This window comes from Kitasatospora sp. NPDC085879, from assembly GCF_040686255.1.
Lineage (GTDB): Bacteria > Actinomycetota > Actinomycetes > Streptomycetales > Streptomycetaceae > Kitasatospora.
Genome location: NZ_JBFBJZ010000072.1, coordinates 17,822 through 37,162 on the forward strand (window position 1 = coordinate 17,822; position 19,341 = coordinate 37,162).

Annotated in this window: 15 protein-coding genes; 12 read left to right on the forward strand and 3 right to left on the reverse strand. The window is 71.6% G+C overall.

The features are described from left to right. The first annotated feature begins 2 nt into the window (after positions 1–2). The 4 genes from AB0P35_RS35055 (at position 3) to AB0P35_RS35070 (ending at position 4,016) form a co-directional block, all read left to right on the forward strand. On the forward strand, positions 3–416 hold the full coding sequence (locus AB0P35_RS35055) for a conjugal transfer protein TraB (RefSeq protein WP_363519028.1): 414 nt from the start codon (positions 3–5) through the stop codon (positions 414–416). A gap of 74 nt (positions 417–490) precedes the next feature. Next, the gene (locus AB0P35_RS35060; RefSeq protein WP_363519031.1) at positions 491–2,602 is read left to right on the forward strand and encodes a chromosome segregation protein ParM; all 2,112 of its coding nucleotides are present in this window, start codon (positions 491–493) and stop codon (positions 2,600–2,602) included. A 141-nt stretch (positions 2,603–2,743) separates the two neighbouring features. Then, on the forward strand, positions 2,744–3,379 hold the full coding sequence (locus AB0P35_RS35065) for a hypothetical protein (protein ID WP_363519034.1): 636 nt from the start codon (positions 2,744–2,746) through the stop codon (positions 3,377–3,379). A gap of 220 nt (positions 3,380–3,599) precedes the next feature. Beyond that, complete coding sequence (locus tag AB0P35_RS35070; RefSeq protein ID WP_363519037.1) at positions 3,600–4,016, forward strand: RRQRL motif-containing zinc-binding protein; 417 nt, start codon at positions 3,600–3,602, stop codon at positions 4,014–4,016. A gap of 194 nt (positions 4,017–4,210) precedes the next feature. On the opposite strand, the gene AB0P35_RS35075 is transcribed toward AB0P35_RS35070, so the two are convergent. Then, the gene (locus tag AB0P35_RS35075; protein ID WP_363519040.1) at positions 4,211–6,661 is read right to left on the reverse strand and encodes a family 16 glycoside hydrolase; all 2,451 of its coding nucleotides are present in this window, start codon (positions 6,659–6,661) and stop codon (positions 4,211–4,213) included. 1,093 nt (positions 6,662–7,754) lie between these two features. Between AB0P35_RS35075 and AB0P35_RS35080 the strand changes: the two genes are divergently transcribed. The 5 genes from AB0P35_RS35080 (at position 7,755) to AB0P35_RS35100 (ending at position 11,237) form a co-directional block, all read left to right on the forward strand. Next, positions 7,755–8,486: a hypothetical protein gene (locus tag AB0P35_RS35080; RefSeq protein WP_363519043.1), complete on the forward strand. Its 732-nt coding sequence runs from the start codon at positions 7,755–7,757 to the stop codon at positions 8,484–8,486. Positions 8,487–8,740: 254 nt separating this feature from the next. After that, positions 8,741–9,286, forward strand: a complete 546-nt coding sequence (locus AB0P35_RS35085; protein ID WP_363519046.1) for a hypothetical protein — start codon at positions 8,741–8,743, stop codon at positions 9,284–9,286. Between the two features lie 155 nt (positions 9,287–9,441). After that, a complete protein-coding gene (locus tag AB0P35_RS35090) occupies positions 9,442–10,185 on the forward strand; it encodes a hypothetical protein (protein ID WP_363519049.1) in 744 nt (247 codons plus the stop codon). Between the two features lie 116 nt (positions 10,186–10,301). Continuing rightward, positions 10,302–10,850, forward strand: a complete 549-nt coding sequence (locus AB0P35_RS35095) for a hypothetical protein (protein ID WP_363519052.1) — start codon at positions 10,302–10,304, stop codon at positions 10,848–10,850. Positions 10,851–10,928: 78 nt separating this feature from the next. Beyond that, a complete protein-coding gene (locus tag AB0P35_RS35100) occupies positions 10,929–11,237 on the forward strand; it encodes a hypothetical protein (RefSeq protein WP_363519055.1) in 309 nt (102 codons plus the stop codon). 526 nt (positions 11,238–11,763) lie between these two features. Here AB0P35_RS35100 and AB0P35_RS35105 read toward each other — a convergent pair. Beyond that, a complete protein-coding gene (locus AB0P35_RS35105; RefSeq protein ID WP_363519058.1) occupies positions 11,764–12,441 on the reverse strand; it encodes a response regulator transcription factor in 678 nt (225 codons plus the stop codon). Continuing rightward, positions 12,438–13,601, reverse strand: a complete 1,164-nt coding sequence (locus AB0P35_RS35110; RefSeq protein ID WP_363519060.1) for a histidine kinase — start codon at positions 13,599–13,601, stop codon at positions 12,438–12,440. The genes AB0P35_RS35105 and AB0P35_RS35110 overlap by 4 nt, the downstream gene beginning before the upstream one ends. Positions 13,602–13,925: 324 nt before the next feature. Here AB0P35_RS35110 and AB0P35_RS35115 point away from each other — a divergent pair, with 324 nt between their 5' ends. The 3 genes from AB0P35_RS35115 to AB0P35_RS35125 all read left to right on the forward strand — a co-directional run bounded on the left by AB0P35_RS35115 (position 13,926) and on the right by AB0P35_RS35125 (position 19,218). Next, positions 13,926–14,717 (forward strand): ABC transporter ATP-binding protein, encoded by a 792-nt coding sequence (locus tag AB0P35_RS35115; protein ID WP_363519063.1) that lies wholly within the window; start codon positions 13,926–13,928, stop codon positions 14,715–14,717. A gap of 27 nt (positions 14,718–14,744) precedes the next feature. Then, positions 14,745–17,276 carry an FtsX-like permease family protein gene (locus AB0P35_RS35120; RefSeq protein ID WP_363519066.1) on the forward strand — a complete coding sequence of 844 codons (2,532 nt, stop codon included), beginning with the start codon at positions 14,745–14,747 and terminating at the stop codon, positions 17,274–17,276. A 199-nt stretch (positions 17,277–17,475) separates the two neighbouring features. After that, the gene (locus AB0P35_RS35125) at positions 17,476–19,218 is read left to right on the forward strand and encodes a protein kinase (RefSeq protein ID WP_363519069.1); all 1,743 of its coding nucleotides are present in this window, start codon (positions 17,476–17,478) and stop codon (positions 19,216–19,218) included. Positions 19,219–19,341: the final 123 nt, after the last annotated feature.

Here is a 19,341-nt window from a genome sequence, read left to right on the forward strand (position 1 = left end):
CCGTGTCGGTTCGGCAGGGAGCGGGTCGAACGCCCGCCCCGACGGATGGCGACAACCGGTACAAGGCGGTCCAGCAGAAGCTGAAGGCCTTCTCGGGGGCGCTGGACGGCGCCACGGGGCGGCTGGAGGCCCTGCGGCGCCGGATGCGCACCACCGCCGACAGGGCGTCCACTCTGGCCTCGCACATCGCCGATGCCCAGGTGGACCCGCTGTTCGTGGAGATGACGAACGCCGTGGCCACCGCCCTTGACGGCGCCGCCCTGGCTACGGGACGGCTGCACGAGAGCGCGCAGGCCGTCTCCGCGGAGGCCTCGGAGACCCAGCGCACCCACGCGCGCATGTACGAGGCCCTCGACCAGATCCGCTCGGGCCGCAAGCACCGCACCCCCAAGCCGGGCTTCTTCGCCCGGAACTGACCCCCACCAGCCAGCGCCGAGGGCGGCCCCCACATCGGGGTCGCCCTCGGCGCTTCCGTGAAAGGAACTCCCCGGTGTCCATCCCACCTGCCGTTGCGCTCGAACGAGCCCTCTACATGGCGGCTGCGCCTTTTCTGGGTGCGGCTGCGAGCCTGCCGCATGACCACCCGGTGCACACCGCGGTCGTCCTTGTCGGCGGTGCCGGGGTCGTCGGCTCCGTCGTGGTCGCGGCGAAGAGCACCGAGGGCACCGGACGCAAGCTCATGCGGCTGTCGCCGCTCGCGTTGGCGGCCGCGGTCGAGGTCGCCGCCAGCGCCGTGCCCGGCTGGGGCTGGGATGCGCTGTTCGCCGGGGTGTGGGCCGCGGCCGGCTGCATCGTGCTGCCACTGTCGCGCACCTCCCGCCGCCTGAAGCCCGCCCTCGCCGCCGCGCCCGCGCCCCGGCCGCTGCCCGCCGCAGCCCCCACCCCCGCGGTCCCGGCGCCCGCCCCGGTCGCCGACGACGGCGCCAACGCCCTGACCCGGGACGTGCGGCGGCTGTGGGAGCGCGCCGGAAACCCGGGCAGCACCCACGTGGTCACCGCCACCCGGCACCCCGGTAAGCGCCACGACCTGACGATGCTGCTGCGTGCGAGCGAGCCGGGCCGGCCGATCACCGGACTCGGTGAGGCCGCGGTCGCGGCCGCGTTCGGCGTCACCGAACCGGATGTCGTCCTCCTGCCGGTGACCCAGCAGGCCGGCCGCCAGGGCGGGCCGGGCTGGCTGGAGGTCCGCCTGATCCCGGAGGAGAACCGCCGCCGCCGGGAGAGGCCCACTGAGGCCGAGCGGTGGGCCGACACCATCGGCGCCACCGCGATTCCCGGCTCCTGCTTCAAGGGCAAGGTCCGCAACAACGGGCGGGGCGTCACCTACTGGACCGCGCACCTGCCAGACGGGGTCGGAGAGCCGCGCATCGACATGAAGGCGCTGTGCACGGCCCTGGACCTGTCCTTCGACGACGGTCGGGTGTTCGTCACCGTGGACGGCCAGGACGTTCTCGTCTCGGTGTGGGACGTCTCCCCGCTCGCCAAGGTGTACCCGGCCACCCGTGAACTCCTCACCCCCGACGCGGACGGCCGGTGGGTGTGCGGGTTCCTGACGAACGGACAGCCGGCCCGCAACCGCGTCTACACCGACCGCGGCGCCGCCCACGGCCTGTACGTCGCCCCGTCCGGAGGCGGCAAGACCCAGCTGATGGCCCTGGCGATCTGCGCCAACGCCAACTTCGGCGCGGTGGTGTGGCTGGTCACCGAGGCCCCGGACTCCAAGACCGCGGCGCTGGGCGTGCACTGCGAGCGCTACGGCGTCGGCGCGCTGTACATGGTGCGGGCGATGCGGGCGGCGGTCGCGCTGATGGACATCCGCGGCACGATGGTCTGGGCCGACGGGCAGGTCCACGAATGGGACCCGGACCTGCCCGGCTGCCCCTACCGGCCGCTCGCCCTGTTCTGGGACGAGTTCCTGTCCGCGGCCCGCAACGGCGACTTCGGCCCGGAGATCATGAACCTGGCCGAGACGATCTCGGTCAAGGGCCGCAAGTACGGCGTTGGCGAGCACGTCGCCGGCCAGTCCGTCTACGTGCAGGACGGCTTCACACAGCTCCTCAACGAGAACCTCCGCGAGAACTGCATCCCGGTCGTCCTGAAGGTCGCGCCGAAGAAGATTGCGGAGATGTTCAAGACCCTCGGTGTGGCACCCGAGGACATCCCCGACGCGCTGCCGCGCTCCTTCTCCAAGGCCGAGGCCGGCCGCATCGAGCGGATCATGAACGGGGAGCCGGAGCCGCCGAGCGACTCCAACACCGGCGGCGTCGGCTGGATCATCGAGTCCCGCAAGCCCGAGGTGCAGCGGTCCCTGTTCATGGACTTCGAGCAGCCCATCGCACCGCTGTTCCCCAACACCGTCCACGGGCTCACCGGCCACGAGATCGCCGAACTCGAGGCGCGTGGCCTGTGGTTCGACTGGACGCTGCCGCCCCGCCCCGGCGAGTTCGGTCCCGAACCCGATGACGAGGACGGGGACGAGCTGCCGTCCGGCAGCCGATCCAAGCCCCGTGTCGGCGCGGCTGACCGGACGATTCCCGCGCAGAACACCGTCACCACACCCCGCCAGGCACTGGACGCCATCAAGAAGCTCACCGGCGCCTGACCCACCCCGCGCACGGGGCCGCCAACGACGCGGCCCCGGCCAGGGCGGCCCGCCGCACGCCCCGAGAAGCCGCGAAGCACCCAGCCCGGGCGCCTTCGCCGGGCCCGCCACCACCCACTTTCAACCCGATCGGAGACTTCCGTGAGCAGCACCCAGTACACCCCGCACAGCCCCATCCGGGCCGCGGCCGGGCCACAGATCAGCCTCCTCGCGCCCGACTACACCCCGGCTGTCCTCGACGGCCAGATCCTCGCAGTCCCGCTGCACCCGCACAGCGCCACCGAGGCCTTCGTCCCGGCCCTCATCGACGGCCAGGTCGCCGCCGTCCCCGTGCACAACCCGCTCACCGTCGCCCCGGCCCTGCAGCCCATCACACAGCTGGCCGCACCGGCGCAGCCGGCCGCCGACCCGGGCCTGCCGCTGGTCGTGCGCCACTACGTCCTCTACGGCTCGGCCGCGGCACTCGCTGCTGGCGGGGTGATGTGGATGGCCGGTGCGGCCGTCGCCGAGGCCGCACCGCACGCCGATCAGATCGGCGAAGTCCTCAGGTGGGCGGCCATCGCCGTCGGCACCGTCGTCGTCGGCCTAGCCGTTCTGCTCGGCAACCTCCGTTCCATCACCGGCCCGGCGGCCGGCACCGGGGCATCCGCGACCGCCAGCGGCGACGGCGCTACCGCGACAGGCGCCGTGCTGGCCCTCGTCCACCGCACCCACCAGACCACGATCGGTAAGCAGAGCGCCGGGTGGCGCGGCTCCATCACCAACAACAACGGCTGACCGGGGAGATCACCCGCCATGCACGCCATCCACCTGCCCACCATGGCCAGCCCGCCCATCCACCTCACGGCCGTCCCGCTCGCTCACTGACCGGCCGACCGGCCTCGGTCCCGGCCGCTCCGCCCACCTGCCGAACGTCGGCCGGGTGGGCGGAGCTACGTCCGGGACCGGGACCGGCCGACCGGCCCGCACCCCGACCACCGGAACGGAGAGCACCCGCGTGCACGCGATCGACCTCGATCCCGACGGCCGACACCACGGCGGCCTGCCCACCTACCCCTGGCGCTACGGCCCCGAAGGCCTGGCCACCCGCCGCCAGCTGCGCGCCATGGGCCTGCGCCCGGCCGCCCAGGAGCCCACCGCGCAGGTGGTGTGCCGCCGCGGCCGCCGTCACGGCTACCTCTACCGGATCGAGGCCGCCACACCCGTCCGGCCGATGACCCCCGCCCGCGAGGCCGCGCTCGACCGCGCGATGGCCGCCCGCCAGACCTGCCCCCTGTGCTGCACCCGCTACGACGCCTGTCTCCCGCTCAAGACCTTCGGCAGCTGCGTGGCCTGCTCGGAGCTGTCCGACGACGAGCGCCGACAGCTCGCCGCCCTCACCGCAAACTGGGCCGCTGCCGACAGCGCCCTGTGAATGGTGTACGGCCTGCGGCTGCTGAGACGACGTAGGGCCGCCCGAGTGACTCAGGGGCTTTCTCAGAGCCTGCTCACCCTACCGGCCAGGCGCTCGCGCTCTCTGGCGCAGGGGATAGCTCAGGCAGGGCGATGGCCCCGACCTCGTGCGGTCGGGGCCATCAGCGGTGATCGCATTGACTCGGGTCGGTGCGATCAGAGTGCGCGCATGCGGATGTGGCGGAAGGAGACTCTTCCGGTGTGGGCTTGCAGGCCGATGTAGCTGGGTGCGTTCGGTGCCGTGGCCAGGCCGCGCTGCGGATCGGGGTTGGTGTAGGTGGTGGTCTGTTGGCCGTTGAGGAGGACGGTGTAGGTCTGGTCGCGGACCTGGATGTCGTAGTCGTTCCACTCGCCGACCGGCTGGGGAGCGACCAGGGAGAGCTGCTGGTCGTCGACGTCGTAGATGGCGCCGGTGCGGTGCTTGTCAGCGCTGTTGGGGCGGGCGAGGTCGTCGATCTGGGCCTCGAACCCGAAGTGCACTGCGACCCAGGCTGTGTTGTCGTATTCCTTGCTGTCAGGGTGGGGGAAGCGAATGAACATGCCGGAGTTGTCGTCCGCCCGGGTGAGCCTGTACTGGAGCTTGAGGGAGAAGTCGGCCGGGGTGGGTCGGGTGCACCACAGCAGGCCGAGCCCGTCGCCGGGGACGGCTTGGAGCGCGCCGTCGACGATCTGGAAGCGGCCTGAGCCCGCCATCCGCCAGGCGCTCAGGTCGCTGCCGTCGAACAGCACCTCGTAGCCGTCGGTCGCCTGGTAGCGGGGGAGCGGCGGCGTCAGGTGTTCGGCCAGCCTCCTGGCGAGTGCCACGCCGGTGAGCATGGGGTTGGGTGAGCCGAGTCTGGGGAACAGGGCCGGGCCGGCAGCGTACGCGTTGTCCACTCCGTGCAGGCGGCAGTCCGGGTCCGTGGCGGAGGTGTCCGGGGTGTCGCCGAGGCGCAGGGTACCGCCTTCGTGATGGGTGGTGCCCAGACCGTCTCGCCGACGGGAGAACGGCACCACCTCGGAAGGAAGTTGGCCGGCGCGGGCGGGCCGGAACGTGCCGCCGTCGAGAATCTCGAACGGGAGGCCGCCTGCAAAGGCAAGCGCGGCGGCGTCGGCACAGGCGTCCATGTTGTCCCACAGATCGTGGTCGCCCTGGGTGGTGGAGAGCTGGACCAGGGCCCGACGCACGCCGAACTCGTCGGATTCGGGGTCGAGTACGACTCGGTTTGCCGGGTTGTCCGGATCCATCTCGCCGATACCCCGCAGGGTGATCACCACATGGGTGTCGCTCGCGGCCTGGAACCGGTCGAAGATGTCGATGTCGGGGATCTTCTTGAACAGCTCCGCCTCCGAGTCGGCGCCGCGCGGCCCCAGCCCGGCGGCGGTGATCTGCAGGTGGAAGAAGCGGTCCTGCCCGTTCTCGCTGCTGCGCTTGCCCTTGAGGAACAGCGCAGCGGCCATCAGCTCGTGCTCGGGGATGTTGCCCAGCGCTTCGCGGGGAATGCGGATGGTGAGGTTGGAGCGCAGGTGAGCCGTGAGTCCGGCACCGATGGGCCCGGTGCCTGCCTGGCCGTCGAAGGCGTTCAGCGCCAGCCGGGTGCTCTCGACCGTGCCCAGCGCGATGACCACCGAGCCCTGGGCGGGCAGAGGAACGTACCCCTGGTTGGTGTGGACGCCGATGACCTCGCGGCCACGTACCTCCAGTCGCAGCACGTGACACTGGGGTACGACCATCAGACGCTTGTCGGCATCGAGGCCTGCCGATTCGGCCCAGGAGGTGCGGGCGGCCTCGATCAGCAGCGGCACGGCACTGTACTTGTTGTTCGGGAAGAACCCGGGCCGGGTGCGGGCCTGTACGGCCAAGGGGGCTTCCAGCTTCAGGAGGTTCTCCAGCTTCTGCCGGGAGGCCCCCTTGGCCGCGTCGGCGCTCAGGCCCAGCAACTGGACGAGCTCCGCCGCGGACGGCGCGCCGCCTCCCGGGACAGGGGGAGGCGGCAGGGTGGAGAGGTCCATCGCGTGGATGATGTCCCCTGCGTCGACTGCCTGGTGCAGCCGCTCCCGCAACGCGTTCTGAAGTGTGCCGAAGATGAAGTCGTTGGTCTGGTCGACCCCGATCTGTTCGCCGGCCGCGTCGAACTGACCACCGTTCAGGTCGTCGACGACCGGCTTCGGCCAGTCCGTCACCGACAGCTCCGCCGGCAGTGGATGTGGTGCCCAGCCACCCCAGTAGAGCGACCGGCCGCCCACGCAGTACGCCAGGCCGGGGAACGGCACCGTGGAGTGCCATGGCAGCCCCCACACCTCGTTCCGGGCGACCCGCTCCTGGCCCTGCTGGCGCAGTGCCGCGATGCTCGTGGCACTGGGCACGGACAGGCCCAGCATCGGCAGGTTCTGCACGTGCTCGGGGAGCAGGAAAGGCCCGCCTTCGAGCACAAGCACCCGGCGCGCCCGGGATGCGTCGACGTTGAACAGGTGCGCGGCCACTGCCGCGCCGAAGCTGCCCCCGCCCACGACGACGACGTCGAACGGGCGAGCACCCGGATGGGCCTGGGTATCCGTGCTGGCCAATGCCTCGGCCAGGCTGTTGCATACGTACCTGCCGAGCACATCGCGGGAGAAATCGGTCATTTGTGGAGCGGTAGCCATTCAGACCTCCTGGGCGGTCACCGCGCCGTGGCCCGGCGCGATTGCAGATGCCGCATAGCTGTCTAACGTAGTCGATTTATCACACTCCGTAACGGATAGTGGGTCCCTGGCTCTGGTGTCCGACGCGGATGCCTGCGGCTGCAAGCCGGGCTGCGACTGCTGCTGACCACGGACCCATCCGGCAATGTCAGAGCGATACCGGCGAATAGTGCAGGGTTGGAACACTGCCTCTTCACCAGTCCAGGACCTGGAGAAGATGCGCACCCAAGCCGCGGAGCACGCTGACGACTGCCTCGCCCTGCCCGCGCCCCGCACGCCGCCACCCACGCCCCGGGCGAGCCCCAGATCAGCCTCCTGACCACCGGCTACAGCCCCGTCATCCTCGACGGCCAGATCCTCGCCGTCCCGCTGCGCCCCGGCGCTCCGGACGAGGCGTTCGTGCCGACCATCATCGACGGCCAGGTCGCCGCCGTCCCGGTGCACAACCCGCTCGCTGCCGCCGCGGCGCGGCCGCAGCCCTCTCCGGCTGCGCCGGCCGAGCCGGCGCAGCCGGCGGCCGACCCGGGCCTGCCCCGGGCGGTGCGCGACTGCCTCCTCTACGGCTCCGTCGCAGCCTCGCGGTCGGCGGCGCGGCCGTCGCGGCAGCCGCACCGCACGCCGGTGAGCTTGGTGAGCTCCTCAAGTGCGCCGCGATCCTCGTCGGCGCCGTCGTCCTCGGCCTGGCCGTCCTGCTCGGCAAGCTACGTGCCCTCACCGGCTCGAGGGTCGGCACCGGGGCGACCGTAACCGCCACCGGCGACGGCGGCACCGCGACCGGCACCATGCTCGCCCTGTTCCACCGCACCCACACCACCACCATCGGCAAGCAGTCCGCCGGGTGGCGCGGCGCCATTACCAACAACAACGGCTGACCGAGGGAGAACCCGGCATGCGCGTCATCTACCTGCTCATCGACATCGCCTCCGCCATTGCGGTCGCGGTCCTGCTGTATGCCCGCTGACCGGCCGACCGGCCTCGATCCCGGCCCGCCCAGCCCACCCGCCACCACCACGACCCAACAGGGAGACAAGCCCTCGTGAACCAGACCACCCCCGGCCACGACAACAGCAGCGGCGGCGTCGCCGAGGCGGCCGCCCGCAGGGTTCGCACCGCCACCGCTCCGGGTGGCTGGCTCGACCGGCGCCGCCGCGAGCTGGCCGCCGCCGTCGACGACTTCTCCACCGCCGAGCGCTGGGTGAGGGCGACCGCCTACACCCTCGCCCTCGCCACCGCTGCCCTGGTCCTCGGCACCGCCGGCGGCATCCTCCTGCAGGCCGCGGCCACCGTGATCGGCGCCGCCCACCTGCCCGAGCACATCCCCGGCACCGGCGACGGCCTCGCCGCCACCATCACCCGCCCCGTCCACACCTACCTGACCGGCCGCACCCCCGCACCGCTCACCGAGACCACCGCATACGGCACCTGGAAGACCACCGGCCTGATCGTCGGCTTCTTCTCCTTCGCCTCCCGGGCCGCCACCTGGCGCCTGGCCTGGACCGCCTGGTCAGCAGCCACCCTCGCCATGGTCTGGAACGGCACCGACCCCAACGCGCGCAGCGTCGCCGTCGGCATCACCGCCACGGCCCTCACCGCCGCCTCCGCCCTCGCCCTGCGCGGCATCCAGCTCACCCTGCGCCCGCTGGTGATCAACCGCACCGACGTCCAGCCGCACATCACCGTCCACACACCCGAACCCAAGCCCGCCCCCGAACCGGCCCGCCTCGCGTCACTGCCGAACCCGGCCGGCCCGTTCGACCACCGCCGCTGACCACCCGGCAGCGCACCCCGTCTCGTCTACAGCGCCGTGCCGCTGGGCAGCCTGCCGACTTTCCCGCCGCACCCAACGGGAAGATCGGAACCGGATCCTCGGACCTCGTCCACCCCGCCACGACGCGCACCACCCCGGCACCAGCCGCGAGTTGAACCACCCACCCGGGCCGCCGCCGCCCACCGGCACACCTCAGCTCCCGAACAGGAGGCCGCCCATCCCGGGCGGCACTCCACCACCACGAGAGGCCGATCATGAACCCGACGCTCGACACCTACATCTCCGGCCTGACCCCCGACCGCCGCACCGGCCGGCTCGACCGCGACGACGCCTATGAGGTCCTGATACTGCTCCTCGCCGCGACCCGCGACCTCGGCATCGAGCGCACCACCCCGGACCGGCTCTACACCCTCATCAGCAACCTGGACGGCGGCAACGTATTCGGCGGCCGCCGTACCCTGCACACCCTGCTCCGCGAGGCCGCCGACCACCGCGAGATCCGCATTACCGCCGCCGGCCACATCCTGTTGCGGTCCGACGCCCCGAGCGACGGCGGCCCCGAGCACACCTGGAGCCGCCTGGAGACCCGCCGCGGCGCCGAGGTCGAGATCGTCGGCGCCGACCCCTGGCCGGACACCCACCAGGCGGCCCCCGGCCCCGCCTGGTGGCGCTGCACCGGCTGCCGCGGCAACAGCGGCACCGACGCGCAGGACATCGACCTGATGCGCACCCAGGCCACCGACCACGCCCGCGACTGCCTCGCCCTCCCCGCCCCCGCCGCCTCACCCGACATCGACTGACCAGCCGTCAGCCCCGAGCTGGACACTGACGCTGCCCACCACCGCGCCCCGCCCGACCATGCCAGCCAGGCGCGGCGGCGGGGCGCCGTGGTGCGCGGCGCGGCGCGGCCGCCCGGCCGGACACACCACCACCCGACCTTCCGGAGGCACCGACCATGGCCGACACCCTGCGCACCCGCCTGACCCGCACCACCCTGGACACCGCCGACAGCGCCGCCACCGTCACCGCCGCGGCCGCCGCCGGCCTCACCACCTACCGCGCCCTCCACGGCCGCCCGGCCGAGACCCGCACCACCCTCGCCCTCGCGGCCGGCACCCTCGCCGCCGTCCTCACCGACCACCACGTCTACAAGGCCCTCGCCCCGCTACGCCGCCGCCTCGGCGCCGAGCACCACAGCCCGGTGCGCGAGCCGGCTCCGGCGCCGACGCCGGAGCAGCTGGCCGCCGACCTGTGCGCGGATGCCGCGCAGCGCGCCGCCTACGGCGCCTCCCGCCTCGACTACGGCGGCGGCGCGCTCACCAAGGCCGACAACTGGACCGGCCACCCGGACGGCACCGCGACCTGCGCGATCACCCCCGGCGCGCACCTGCTGTCCATCCCCGGCCCCGCCGACCAGGGCGGCCACGGCCGCCGCACCTACCTGCTGGTCCAGGAGGGGGTGCAGCCGATCGAGGTCGACAGCATCGGCGAGCTGGTCGGGCTCCTCGCCAACGCCACCGCCGGCCTGCCGCGTGGCGGCGCGGCAGCGGACGACCTGTTCGTCGCGGTCGGCCGGGACCTCGCCATCGCCGAACTATGCCCCGACAACGCGGTCACGGACGCCCCGGTGGAGGAGAACGACCAGGCCAACGCCGACGCAGACCAGGAGGCCGCGGCCCACGCCAACGGCACCCTCTAGCTCATCCGTCCCGCGCACCAGGCCTGCCCCGGCCCGCCTCACCATCGCTCCCGCCACCACCCGGCCCGGCCCGCACCCCAGCGGGCCGGGCCGACCCGTCGAAGGAGACACCGCAGATGACGACCAACCCCACCCCCGCCCCGGCCGGCCGCCGCGGACTGTTCACCACCGAACCCGACCAGCGACTGCGCCCCGGCAACCCGGACCGGCCCTGGGAGCTGTGGCTCACCGGCCCCAACACCGTGTTGGAGATGCCCGACCTCGCCACCGCGCTGATGGCCGCCGCCGAGCACAACGCCCTCGCCGTCGACCTCGACGACGGCTCCCCGCTCCAGACCGTCAGCCACGCCCTCGTCCTCCACCACGGCTACGCCTGGCGGCGCAGGGGCGCAGCCCGCTCGGGCGCCGGCGTGGCCGTCCCGTCGCTGTGCTGGACCGCCTGCTGCTCGGTGTGCGGCGAGACGCCCGAGGACGAGTTCGTCCCTCATCACGCCAGCGCCCAGGCGGCCGCCGCCGACGCCGTCGGCAGCCGCGAATGGCACGAGTTGCCCGACGGGCGGCTGGTCTGCGACCGCGACGACACCGCTCACACCGGCGCCCGCGCCCAGGCGATCCCCGAGGACGACGGCCACGAGCCGGACCCCGACCAGATCGCCTTCCTGTAGACCCGCCGGCTGACGGAGGGCCACGTACACCGCGTCATCGCCCCCCGCCCCGACAGCCCGAGCAGCCAGACCGTGGGCGTGGACTTCGACGAGACCCTGATGCAGGTCGACGACCGCGGCTGGATGAACGGCGAGGTGTACGGCGAGCCGGTCCCCGGCGCGATCGAGGCCCTGCGCCTGCTCGCCGCGCACCGCGCCGTGTTCGTCTACACTTATGCGGTTTCGGACATGTCCTTGCTACGTTCCAGCGGTGCGATCCAGATCAAGAGATCCGGGCGTGCTGGGCTGGCGGGTGTTCTCTCTGCCTGGTGGAAGACCCGAACCAGACCTGTACCTCCGAAGAACTGCTGCGCCAAACCTCACAGTCGACCCTGGCCGACGTGCTGATCCGGCAGGGCCGCCCGGCCGAGGCCCTCGCCTCCATTCCCACGATCGCTGAGGAGCGCGCGGTCGCCGGGCGGCGGGAGCGAGAGGGCGCGGAGCTGAGGAAGCAGGACGACCCCTGGGCCGGGTCGGGCGGGTGCACCCAGGAGCCCCCGTTTCTCTAGCTCGTCGTGGCGGGATCGGTTGGCCCGGCAAGCCGTTCGGCTTGCTCGGGTGCCCCCACGCGTGCTCATGGGCCGGGCCTCCTGCTGGCCGCCGCCGGCATGCTGCTGCTCACCCGGATCGAGGGCCGGCACCTCGGGCCCTGATCCTGCCGGCGCAGCTGCTGCTCGGCTTCGGCACGGGTACGGCCCGTCAGGCAATCGGCGTGACGGGCCACGGGGCTCGCCGGCGGCTGGAGGTGCCGGGAGTGGTGCACGGTCTTACGAGCGCCGTCTGGTGGGCCGTCGGGATCTCGGGCATCAGAAGCTCCGGCTCTCCGGGCTGTTGTCGGGCAGGCAGTCGAGCTCTCCGGGTGGATGGGACAGCTCTATCGGTTGCCGGGGGTGATCAGTCCTGACTCGTAGGCGAAGATCACTGCTTGGGCGCGGTCGCGCAGGTCGAGCTTGGCGAAGATGTTGCCGATGTGGGTCTTCACAGTCTGCTCGGCGACTACGAGGTTCCGGGCGATCTCCGTGTTGCTCTGGCCCCGGGCGACGAGTCGGAGGATCTCGGTCTCACGTGGGGTCAGACTCCCCGGCCGGATGCCGGCGTCGGCGCGGGGCGCGGGCCAGGCGCTTGCGAAGTCGGTGATGAGGCGGCGTGTGACCGAAGGGGACAGCAGTGCGTCGCCCTCTGCGACGACTCTGACCGCGCGGGTGAGGTCGGTGACGGGCGCGTCCTTGAGTAGGAAGCCGCTGGCGCCGGCCTTCAGCGCTTCGTAGATGTAGGTGTCGATGTCGTAGGTGGTGAGCATCAGCACCTTTGGGCAGTGGGTGTTCCCGGACGGCGGGTTCAGCAGTTGGCGGACGGCGTCCAGACCGTCCATCTCCGGCATGCGGACGTCCATGAGCACCACGTCGGGTCGCAGGTCGCGGCAGACCCGGACGCCTTCCCGCCCGTTGGCGGCCTCGCCCACCACGTCGATGTCGCTCTGTGCGGCCAGCACGGCGGTGAAGCCCGCACGGACCATGGCCTGGTCGTCGACGACGACCACCCGGATTGTCATGCGTCGGGGGTTTCCTTGTGGGGAGGGGCCGGCAGAGGTACTCGCGCGGCGATCCGGAAGCCACCGTTCACGGTCGGACCGGTCTCCAGGACACCCCCGAGAAGGCGGACCCGTTCGCGCATCCCCACGAGCCCGTTCCCGGTACCGACGGACTCCAAGGTACCCGCGGACCGTTGCGCTGCGGCGTTGGTGACCAGGACGGTCAGACTGCTGTGGTCCGGCGGCAGCGTCACGCCGACACGGGTCGGTGCCCCGGGCGCGTGCCGCACGACGTTCGCCAGCGCCTCCTGGACGATCCGGTACACGGACAGCTCCACCATCGGCGGTATCAGGCCGCGGAACTCCGTGACCTCGTCGAGAACCAGGCTCACCGGGACACCGGCCCGGGCGACGGCCTCGACCAGGTGCGGCACACCGTCGAGACCCGGCTGCGGGGCACGCTCGTCGTCGCGGTCCTCGCTGCGCAGCGCGCCGAGGAGCATGCGCATCTCGGACAGGGAGTGCCGGGCGGCGACGGCGATCGCGGAGAACTCCTCCTGTGCAACCGCCGACATCCCGGCAATCCGGTAGGGGGCGCTGTCGGCCTGCACGGTGATCACCGACATGTGGTGGGCGACGACGTCGTGCAGTTCCCGTGCGATGCGCGCCCGCTCCTCCAGCAGGGTGTGCCGGGCCCGTTCCGACTCGGCGATCAACTGCTGCTCACCCAGCCGCTGCAGCGCCTCGTGCCGCTCGCGCAATACCCTGCCCACCAGCAGGATCCCGCCGCCGAGGACGGCCAGCAGCAGGTCGGTGCTGTCGCGGTTGTGCGGTGAGGCGGTCGCGACGACCAGACCGGAGGCGGTGAGGACCACCCAGACGGTCACCAGTGCGGGACGCCGTTCCCGGCGGGCGACGGCCGCCAGCAGCACGAGCTGTCCGAGGATGACGGCCGGCGGCCAGGGCCAACTGTTCCCGTCCAGCCGCGGGGCGTGGAGCAGGACCGCGGTGGATGCCAGGTCCGCCGCCATCATGATCCACCATGCCTGCAACGGGCGGGCGACCGCCAGGAGCAACGGGGCGGACTGGACGACGGCCAGGAGCACGGCGAACGCCACGCCGACACCGTATCCGTGGTACATGGTCCAGCCGCCCAGTGCGCCGATCACAGCTGTCAGCACTGACGCGACGGTGTACTGCACCGGGGGCCGGTGGCCGTAGCGGGACACGGCGGGAGACGCCGGGGCCGGACGCTGCGAGACGAACAGGGCGCGAGCCCAGTGACGAGGGTTCATAGCAGGGCCAGCGTATGCGGAGGGTCGGACGACTGCTTCACCCCACGGAGCGAGGTTCGGACTCATACCCCGGTATGAGTCCGCGGGTTCCGCAGAGGGGTGGCTCATACCGCAGTACGGGCGGCGTTTGGCTCCGGAGCGTGATCCGTCGGCACACCTTCCCGACCTACCGTTCCGGTGTTCTTCCAGCCACCGAGAACGGAGTGCTCCATGTCCACCGCAGACCCTTTGTCCACCCACGCCGCAGCGCCCGGCCCGGCCGGAGACATCGTTGCTCGCGCCACGCGGCTCTCGAAGGTGTACGGCAGCGGGGACACCCAGGTGACGGCCCTGGACCAGGTCTCCGCGGAGTTTCGACACGGTGAGTTCACGGCCGTCATGGGGCCTTCGGGGTCGGGCAAGTCCACGTTCCTGCACTGCCTGGCCGGCCTGGACTCGATGACCAGCGGTTCCGTGCAGATCGACGGTGTCGAGCTGGGAACCCTCAAGGACCGGCAGCTGACCAGGCTGCGGCGAGACCGATGCGGTTTCATCTTCCAGGCATTCAACCTGCTGCCCACGCTCACCGCGATGGAGAACATCACCCTGCCGCTGGCCATTGCGGGCCGCAAACCGGACCAGGTGTGGCTGGACCGGATCGTGGCCACCGTCGGCCTGACCGACCGGCTGGCACACCGCCCCGCCGAACTGTCCGGCGGACAGCAGCAACGCGTCGCCTGCGCTCGCGCCTTGGCCTCCCGGCCCGCGATCATCTTCGGCGACGAACCCACCGGCAACCTCGACTCCCGGGCCGGCACGGAGCTCCTGACCTTCCTGCGCCGTTCGGTGCAGGACCTGGGACAGACCATCGTCATGGTCACCCACGACCCGGTGGCCGCCTCGTATGCGGACCGGGTGCTCTTTCTGGCCGATGGCCGGATCGTGGACGAGTTCGCGCAGCCCACCGCGGACGCCGTCCTGGACCGCCTGAAGCACCTCGACGCCCGCACCCGCGCGAACTGACCTGGCAGAACGAGAAAGGAGGACGTCATGTTCCGTCTCGCGGTACGCAACATCACCACCCACAGACTCCGGCTGCTGATGACCGTGCTCACCGTGGTCCTCGGGGTTGCCTTCATGGCCGCGACCCTGGTCTTCAATGCCACGGTCAGCAAGGGCTATCAGGACAGGGCCACCAGGGACAACGCCGGCGTCGACGTCGCCGTCAGAGCCACCGGACAGGCTCAGCAGAACGGGCAACCCTCGGGCCTGACCGACACCGTGCTCGCCGGCATCCGGGCGCTTCCGGGCGTCGCCTCCGCCCGGGGCCAGGTCTCCGGCGACACCTATGTCCTCAACAGGTCCGGCGACGTCGTCGGCGACGACTCCCACGGCGCCAACTCCGCCCTCGGTGCAGACGGCACGGACCCCGATCACTCCTTCGCCGACGGGCGGGCCCCGCAACAGCCCGGCGAGATCGCACTGGACACCCACACCGCCGCCAAGGCCGGCTACCGCGTGGGCGACACCGTGCGCGTGGTCGTCGACGGACCCGTCATGACGGAGAGGCTGGTCGGCGTCTTCACCACCGATCCCGCAGCCACAGCGGGTGCGACGTACACCCTCTTTGACACCCCGACGGCCCAGCGGATGTTCGATTCCCCCGGCCAGTACACCCGGATCGTGGTCAAGGCAACCGCCGGGACGAGCGACCAGCAGCTGCTGAATGAGATCAAGCCGCTACTGGGCGGGAACAGCGAAGCGGTCACGGCCGCCAAGCTCATCAGCGACGAGAAGGCGGCCGACGCCTCAAGCATCAGCACCCTCAGCAACATCTTCCTGGCCTTCGCCCTGGTCTCCCTGTTCGTCGGCATCTTCCTCATCGCCAACACCTTCACCATGCTGGTCGCGCAGCGCACCCGCGAACTCGCGCTCGTCCGCGCCATCGGCGCCACACGCCGCCAGGTCACCCGGGCCGTCCAACTCGAAGCACTCATCGTCGGCCTGGTCTCCTCCACCAGCGGCCTGGCCCTCGGCGTCCTGATGGCCGGCGGCCTGCACACCGTGCTCAACGAGGTCATGGACGCCGGCCTGCCCGGCACCGACACGGTGGTCTCGCCCGGCACCGCCGCCGGCTGCCTGGCCGTCGGAACCGCCGTCACCGTGCTCGCCGCCTGGCTCCCCGGCCGCCGGGCGTCCAAGATCCCCCCGATCGCAGCGATGAACAGCGCGAACGCCACCCCCGCCCAGGCAAGCCTGCGCCTCCGCAACACCGTGGGATTCGTGATCACCGCGATCGGCGTAGGCCTGGGCGCCCGGGGCATGGCCATCGGCGATGCCCCGGGCGGCTACTGCATCGGTGCCGGCGCCGGACTGCTGATCACCGCGCTCGTCGTCCTCACCCCGCTCCTGTCCGGGCCGCTGCTCGGACTGCTCGACAAGCCGTTCACCAGATGGTTCGGGATCGACGGGAAGCTCGCCACCGAGAACGCCCGCCGCAACCCCCGCCGTACCGCCTCCACCACGGCAGCCCTCATACTCGGCCTGACCCTGGTTACCGCGGTCACCGTGATCGGCACGTCGATCAGCTCCGTCCTCGCCATGAAGACCACCGGCAGTCTCACGGCGGACTTCACGGTCAGCACGATCAACGACCGGCCGCTCGACTCCTCGGTCACCGCGACGGTCGCCTCTGTCCCCGGCGTCACCGCCGCCTCCCCGATCCGTACAGGCGCCGTCGAATCCGTCGGAGACGTCACCGGCTACACGGTGACCGCAGTCGACCCCGCCCAGATCTCCCAACTCCTGACGCTGCACTACACAGCCGGCAGCGCCGCCCACCTGAACTCGGGGCTGCTGCTCACCGAGTCCGCCGCCGAACGCGGTCACCTCCACGCAGGCGACAGCGTCCTGGTGACCTTCGCCGACGGCAAGCAAGAGTCCCTCGTCGTCAGCGGCATCATCGAGGCCAACCCCTTGCTGTCCCACTACCTGATGTCGCTGCAGACCCTTGCCCCACACATGGCGGCGCAGCGGGACGACACCATCCTGGTCAAGGCCGCGACCGGCCACGCCCGCGATGTGCAGGAACGCGTCAAGACGGCCCTTCACAACCCGCTGATCAAGCTGCAGGACCACCGGGCACTGCAGAAGGAGGTCGCCGGAGGCGTCGCCCTCCTGCTGAACATGGTCTACGGGCTACTCGGCATGGCGCTGATCATCTCGGTGCTCAGCGTGGTCAACACCATGGCCATGTCCGTCTTCGAACGCACGCAGGAGATCGGCATGCTACGGGCGATCGGAATGCGCCGAGAGGGCATCAAGCGGATGATCAGGCTGGAATCCATCGTGATCTCACTCTTCGGTTCCGTACTCGGCATCGGCGTGGGCACCTTCACCGCATGGGCGATGGGCACCCAGTTCACCAACTCCAAGCTGCTCAGCGGCTACACCACGCAGATCCCCTGGGAACGCATCCTGCTCTTCCTGGTCGCCTCGGCGGCCGTCGGAGCCATGGCGGCCGTATGGCCGGCCCGCCGTGCCGCAGCACTCAACACACTCCACGCCATCAAAACCCAGTAGGTCCTGGGAGGAGCCGTCCCCACAAGGGCGATCACGTTGGAAATAGGTACTCACTGCTCAGGCGCACTCCGCCTTCGAGGAGTTGACTGGGGAGGGGGCTGGACACCGTCGTGACGGGATCACGTGGGGACGGTTGTAGCGCGGAGCGATGCCGGTCAGCACCTCCGCCGCGACGGCCGCGGCGCTCACGATGCGACGAATGGACGACAGGACGATGGACGCGGACGAACTGTGGGAAATCCCCGGCTACACCTACCTCCGGGAACTGGGCAGGGGAGGGTGCGGCCGGGTCGTGCAAGCGGTGCACCACGCGTCCGGCACGCCAGTGGCAGTCAAGTACCTGACGAGCGGTGGGCGGGAGGCCCTGCGCACCGAGGTCCGCCTGCTGACCCAGGTCCGCTCACCGCACGTGGTGCGAGTCCACGAGTATGTCGAGCGGGCCGAGGACGCGGCCGTAGTCATGGAGTTGGTCGAAGGCGCCTCCCTCCGGGAACTGCTGACGCAGGAGGGCCCGACCGGCCCGGAGGCAGCGCTCACCGTCCTCAAGGGATCCCTGCTCGGCCTGGCCGCGGCACACGCCGCCGGGGTGGTCCACCGCGACTACAAGCCGGACAACATCCTGATCGGCATCGACGGACAGTCGAAACTCGTCGACTTCGGGATCGCAGCTCCGGTCGGTGAGAACACCGGCATCTCGGGCACCCCGTCCTACATGTCACCCGAGCAGTGGACAGGGCACCCCGCATCGTTCCGCACCGACGTGTACGCCGCCACGGCCGTCTTCTTCGAGTGTCTGACCGGGACAAAACCGTACGCGGGCTCCACCCTCGTCGAGCTCGCCACCCAGCACGCACAGGCACCCATCCCCGACAGCCTCGCACCGGAGGCGCTGCGCCCACTGGTCCGCCGTGGTCTCGCCAAGCGAATGGAAGACCGCCCGTCCGACGCGGAGACCTTCGTCGAGGAACTGGAGGCTGCCGCAGTCGCCGCATACGGCAAGGACTGGGAACGTCGCGGCCTCCGGCGGATGGCGGCCCTGCTCGCGCTGATTCCGCTGATGTGCGTGGACACGGGCGGCGCGGCCGCTGCCCAGACCACCCTGGCCGTCGACACCGCGGAGACGGTTCTGCCGTCGTCGACGGTGCGGCCCCACAGGGGGTGGCGTCACGTGTCGGCAGTGGTCGCGGGTGCGGTGCTGCTGGCAGGGGCGGCGGTGTCAGCCGTCTCGGCCACCGGGGACTCCGAAGGAACCGCGGCCGCGCGTGACTCCGCCTCCGCGCCGGACCCCGACAGCGGGTCGCCCGCGTCGCCCGGTGCCCCGAGCGCCGGTGCTTCGGGCAGTGCGATCGGCTCTTCTCCTTCATCGGCACCGGCGGACGGCACGTCGCCCGACAGCGTCGTGCCCGGGCCGGGACAGCCTGCTGGCCGCCCGCCGGGCGGCACCGACGGCGGGTCGGGTGGCGCGGGGTCGGGTGGCGTCGGGTCGGGCGCCGTGCCTTCGGCGGGGGCACCGCCGAGCCGGGCCGGGGCCCCGACATCGTCCCCGGTGACCCCGACGACGTCGCCCACACACAGCCCCCCGGGTCCGACCCTCCCCGCTCCCACGCTGCATGTCGCGTCGCTGTCCGTCTCGGGCTTCGGCTGCTCGGGTCGGTATTCGGCCCAGGCAACCGTCTCCGTCAAGACCGACGGAGCGGCCCCCGGGACGCTGGTGCTCACATGGTTCCACGGCTCCTCTCCGGGACCGGGCACCACCGTCGCCACCGACCGCATCGTCCTCCCCGCCGGCAGGACGGGCTTCACCGGGACCTACACCCATGCCTTCGGCTCCGCGGACGCCTCTGCGTACTGGGGTGTGCAGGTCACCAGCCTGCCGGCGGCGGCCACGGGCAACGGAACCTACAAGACCGTGTATGCGGATACATGCCATCCCGTGCTCTGAGTGCCGCCCGGGGCACACCCCCGGCGCGGAATGCCGGCCCGGCGCAGCCCCACCCGCAAGCGCCCCCGGCAGAATAGGGAACCACCGTACCGCCGGCCACCGCGCGGCGGTGGGGACACAACA

Excerpts from the sequence above, each read along its gene's own strand:
- AB0P35_RS35090 (WP_363519049.1), top strand. The coding sequence starts at position 9,442 with ATGGCCGACACCCTGCGCACCCGCCTGACCCGCACCACCCTGGACACC.
- AB0P35_RS35095 (WP_363519052.1), top strand. The coding sequence starts at position 10,302 with ATGACGACCAACCCCACCCCCGCCCCGGCCGGCCGCCGCGGACTGTTC.
- AB0P35_RS35075 (WP_363519040.1), bottom strand. The coding sequence starts at position 6,661 with ATGACCGATTTCTCCCGCGATGTGCTCGGCAGGTACGTATGCAACAGC.
- AB0P35_RS35120 (WP_363519066.1), top strand. The coding sequence starts at position 14,745 with ATGTTCCGTCTCGCGGTACGCAACATCACCACCCACAGACTCCGGCTG.
- AB0P35_RS35085 (WP_363519046.1), top strand. The coding sequence starts at position 8,741 with ATGAACCCGACGCTCGACACCTACATCTCCGGCCTGACCCCCGACCGC.
- AB0P35_RS35125 (WP_363519069.1), top strand. The coding sequence starts at position 17,476 with ATGGACGACAGGACGATGGACGCGGACGAACTGTGGGAAATCCCCGGC.
- AB0P35_RS35105 (WP_363519058.1), bottom strand. The coding sequence starts at position 12,441 with ATGACAATCCGGGTGGTCGTCGTCGACGACCAGGCCATGGTCCGTGCG.
- AB0P35_RS35115 (WP_363519063.1), top strand. The coding sequence starts at position 13,926 with ATGTCCACCGCAGACCCTTTGTCCACCCACGCCGCAGCGCCCGGCCCG.